This is a genomic window from Xanthomonas sp. SHU 166 (assembly GCF_000364685.1).
Taxonomy (GTDB): Bacteria; Pseudomonadota; Gammaproteobacteria; order Xanthomonadales; family Xanthomonadaceae; genus Xanthomonas_A; species Xanthomonas_A sontii.
In genome coordinates, this window is sequence record NZ_AQOJ01000932.1 from 1 (window position 1) to 3838 (window position 3838).

Annotated in this window: 3 protein-coding genes; all 3 read left to right on the top strand. The window is 67.4% G+C overall.

Translation table 11 applies throughout. The features are described 5' to 3' along the window. A partial coding sequence (locus D180_RS20890; RefSeq protein ID WP_017914295.1) for a glucosaminidase domain-containing protein occupies positions 1–419 on the top strand: 419 nt, incomplete at its 5' end. Positions 420–430: 11 nt separating this feature from the next. Further along, on the top strand, positions 431–2305 hold the full coding sequence (gene flgK / locus D180_RS20895; RefSeq protein WP_017914296.1) for a flagellar hook-associated protein FlgK: 1875 nt from the start codon (positions 431–433) through the stop codon (positions 2303–2305). After that, positions 2302–3507, top strand: coding sequence for a flagellar hook-associated protein FlgL (flgL, locus tag D180_RS20900; protein WP_017914297.1), 1206 nt, complete (start codon positions 2302–2304; stop codon positions 3505–3507). The genes flgK and flgL overlap by 4 nt, the downstream gene beginning before the upstream one ends. Positions 3508–3838 lie beyond the last annotated feature (331 nt).

Consider the following 3838-nt stretch of genomic DNA (forward strand, 5'->3'; position numbering starts at 1 on the left):
TTTCCCGCGGCGACGGCGCCAGTTCCAACAACCTGTTCGGGATCAAGGCCACCGGCTGGAACGGCGACCGCGTGACCACTGGCACCCACGAGTACGTGGACGGGGTCAAGCAGTCGCAGACCGCCGATTTCCGTGCCTATTCCTCGCCGGCGGAAAGCTTCGCCGACTACGTGCGCCTGCTGAAGACCAATCCGCGCTACCAGCAGGCGCTGAAGGCCGGCACCGACATCCGCGGCTTCGCCCAGGGCCTGCAGCGCGCCGGCTACGCCACCGACCCTGCCTACGCAGCCAAGATCGCCGCCATCGCCGGCGGCCCGACCATCGGCCGCGCGGTCGCCGCGATCGGCAGCGCCGCCGCCGGCGGCATCGAGCGCGTGCTGGCCAGCACCGTCGATTCGTCCGGCCTCGTGCGCCGTTGAGGTAGCCGCCCATGTCCATCCTCTCCACCGGTACCGGCGCCCTGCTCGCCTTCCAGCGGGCCCTGTCCACGGTCAGCCACAACGTCGCCAACATCAATACCGACGGCTACAGCCGGCAGCGGACGACGTTCGCGACCACGGTCCCGAGCCAGTACGGCAGCGAGTTCATCGGCAACGGCACCCAGATCATCGACGTCTCCCGCGTCGCCGACCAGCTGGCGATCTCGCGCCTGTTCGACAGCACCGGCGAAGTCGCCCGGCTGAAGCAGCTCTCCAGCCTGTCCAGCCGCGTCGACGGGCTGTTCTCGGACAAGGCGACCAGCATCGCCGGGCAGTGGTCGAACTTCTTCGACGCCACCACCGGCCTGTCCTCCAACGCCTCGGCCAGCGCCAACCGGCAGAACCTGCTGGACGCCGGCAATTCGCTGGTCACCCGCTTCAAGCAGCTCAACGGCCAGCTCGACTCGCTCGGCAGCGAAGTCAACAACGGCCTGCTGGCCGGCACCGCCGAAGCCAACCGCCTGGCCACCGAGATCGCCAAGCTCAACGGCCAGATCGGCTCCAACGCCAATGCCGCCGCACCGGACCTGCTCGATCGCCGCGACCAGATGATCGGCCAGCTCATCGGCTACACCGGCGGCAGCGTCATCCAGCAGGACGGCGGGATGATGAACGTCTACACCTCCGGCGGCCAGGCGATGGTGGTCGGCACCAATGCGTCGACCCTGGTCACCAGTCCCGATCCCTATCAACCGGAAAAGCTGCAGATCGCGCTGAAGACCCCGGGCGGCTCGACGCCGCTCACCAGCAAGGCACTGGGCGGGCAGATCGGCGGCTTCCTGGAGTTCCGCAGCAACGTCCTGGATCCGACCAAGGCCGAACTCGGCCGCATCGCCACCGGCGTGGCCAGCAGCTACAACCAGCAGCACCACGCCGGCATGGACCTGTACGGCCAGATGGGCGGCGATTTCTTCAACCTGCCGGCGCCGACCGTGGACGGCAACAGCGCCAACACCGGCACCGCGGCGTTCACCGCCAACGTCAGCGACCTGAGCAAGCTCGACGGGCAGAACCTGCTGCTGACCTACAACGGCACCGCCTGGAGCGCCAGCCGCGCCGACACCGGCGCCAGCGTCCCGATGAGCGGCTCCGGCACCAACGCCGATCCGTTCGTGGTCAACGGCGTGACCCTGCAGGTCTCCGGCACCGCCGCCAGCGGCGACAAGTTCCTGCTGCAGCCCACCGCCAATGCCATCAGCAAGCTGTCCGTGGCCATCAGCGACCCCTCGCGCATCGCCGCGGCGACGCCGATCCAGGCCAGCGCCACGCTCAGCAACCAGGGCACCGGCAAGGTCAGCAACGTCGCCGCGACCAACGCCAGCAATGCCAACCTGCTGACGCCGGCGAACATCGCCTTCATCGATTCCACCCATTACTCGATCAACGGCGGCGCGCCGCAGACCTACACCGCCGGCCAGACCATCAGCGCCAACGGCTGGAGCCTGACCATGGACGGCGTCCCGTCCGCCGGCGACAGCTTCGCGGTGGGCCCGACCGGGGTCGGCTCGAGCAACAACGGCAACGCCCTGCTGCTGTCCAACCTGGACGATGCCAAGGCCTTCAACGGCGGCACCATCACCCTCAACGGTGCGGTGGCCGGCCTGACCACCACGGTCGGCTCGGCGGCGCGCCAGGCCAAGTACGCGGCCGACGCGCAGGACGTGATCCAGAGCAGCGCCCAGGACGCGCGCGACTCGCTGTCCGGCGTCAACCTCGACGAGGAAGCGGCGGACATGTTGCGGCTGCAGCAGGCCTACCAGGCGGCCTCGCGCCTGATCTCCACCGCCGACACCCTGTTCCAGTCCATCCTGAGCGCGGTCCGATGAGCAATCGCATCTCCAGCGGCATGATCTTCAATCAGTCGCTCAACACCATGCTCGGCAAGCAGGCGACGATCTCGCACCTGCAGCAACAGCTCTCCACCGGTCAGCGCATCGTCAGTGCGGCCGACGATCCGGTCGCCGCGGGCACCGCGGTCAGCCTGGACCGCACGGTGGCCGCGCTGGCGCGCTTCGGCGACAACGCCAACAACGTGCAGAACCGGCTCAACCTGCAGGAAAACTCGCTGGCGCAGGCCGGCGACCTGATGGCGCGGGTCAAGGATCTGACGGTGGAAGCCAATAGTTCGGCGCTGACCACGCCCGACCGCAAGGCCATCGCCGCGGAGCTGAAGACCCTGCACGACAGCCTGCTGAGCCTGTCCAACAGCACCGACGGCTCCGGCCGCTACCTGTTCGGCGGCACCGCCGACGATGCGGCCCCGTTCGCCGTGGTCTCGGGCAACGTGGTCTACAGCGGCAACCAGACCCAGCGCAGCGTGGAAGTGGCACCTGACACCAAGGTCTCCGACACCCTGCCCGGCAGCGAGATCTTCATGCGCGTGCCCACCGGCGACGGCACCGTGGACGCGCATGCGGCCGCCGGCAACACCGGCACCGGCCTGCTGCTGGATTTCAGCCGCGACGGCTCCGGCAGCGCCTGGAACGGCGGCAGCTACAGTGTCGTGTTCACCGCCGCCACCACCTACGAGGTGCGCGACAGCAGTGGCGCGGTGGTCAACACCGGCACCTATGCCGCCGGCGAGAGCATCGGCCTGCCCGGCTTGAAGATGCGCGTGGACGGCGCCCCCGCCGCCGGCGACAGCTTCCAGATCGGCGCCTCGACCACCAAGAACGTGTTCTCCACCATCAGCAACCTGGTCAACCTGCTCAACACCGATCCGATCACTCCGGCCGCCAAGGCTGCGCTGCAGAACGGTCTGCAGTCGTCGATGCGCGACATCACCCAGGCCTCGTCGAAGATGATCGACGCGCGCGCCGCCGGCGGCGCCCAGCTCGCGGCGATCGACAACGCCACCGACCTGCGCGCCTCCAACGACGTGACCCTGAAGACCACCCTGTCCTCGCTGCGCGACCTCGACTACGCACAGGCGATCTCCCAGTACCAACTGGAACAGTCGGCGCTGAAAGCGGCACAGACCATCTTTACCCAGATGCAAAGGATGTCGCTGTTCGACCGGCTCGGCTGATCGGCGATATACCGGATATACAGAAAGGCCCGGAGCGCGGCGACGCTTCCGGGCCTTTCGCGTTATACAAAGATCGTCATCGCCGCTGGATAGGTAGACAACGCGCAGGCAGCCCTAAAGTTTGCCGAAGTGCGGCCGAGAAAGGCTCTCCGCGGTATTCCTGGTGTTTTACGCATCGCCGGAACGGCGAATTTTCTGCAGTAAATCGCTAAAGGTTGCGAGCCTGTCGCCGTTACTTATATCACCAGCCGCACTGGCCAAATTGATGGCCCCCTGCGGAGACTCCAGGCACCAACCGGTTGCCGGACAAATCGCTTAGAGGAGATATCAA

What these genes read in the sequence shown, in the direction of transcription:
- flgL (WP_017914297.1), top strand. Translation starts at nt 2,302, where the DNA reads ATGAGCAATCGCATCTCCAGCGGCATGATCTTCAATCAGTCGCTCAAC.
- flgK (WP_017914296.1), top strand. Translation starts at nt 431, where the DNA reads ATGTCCATCCTCTCCACCGGTACCGGCGCCCTGCTCGCCTTCCAGCGG.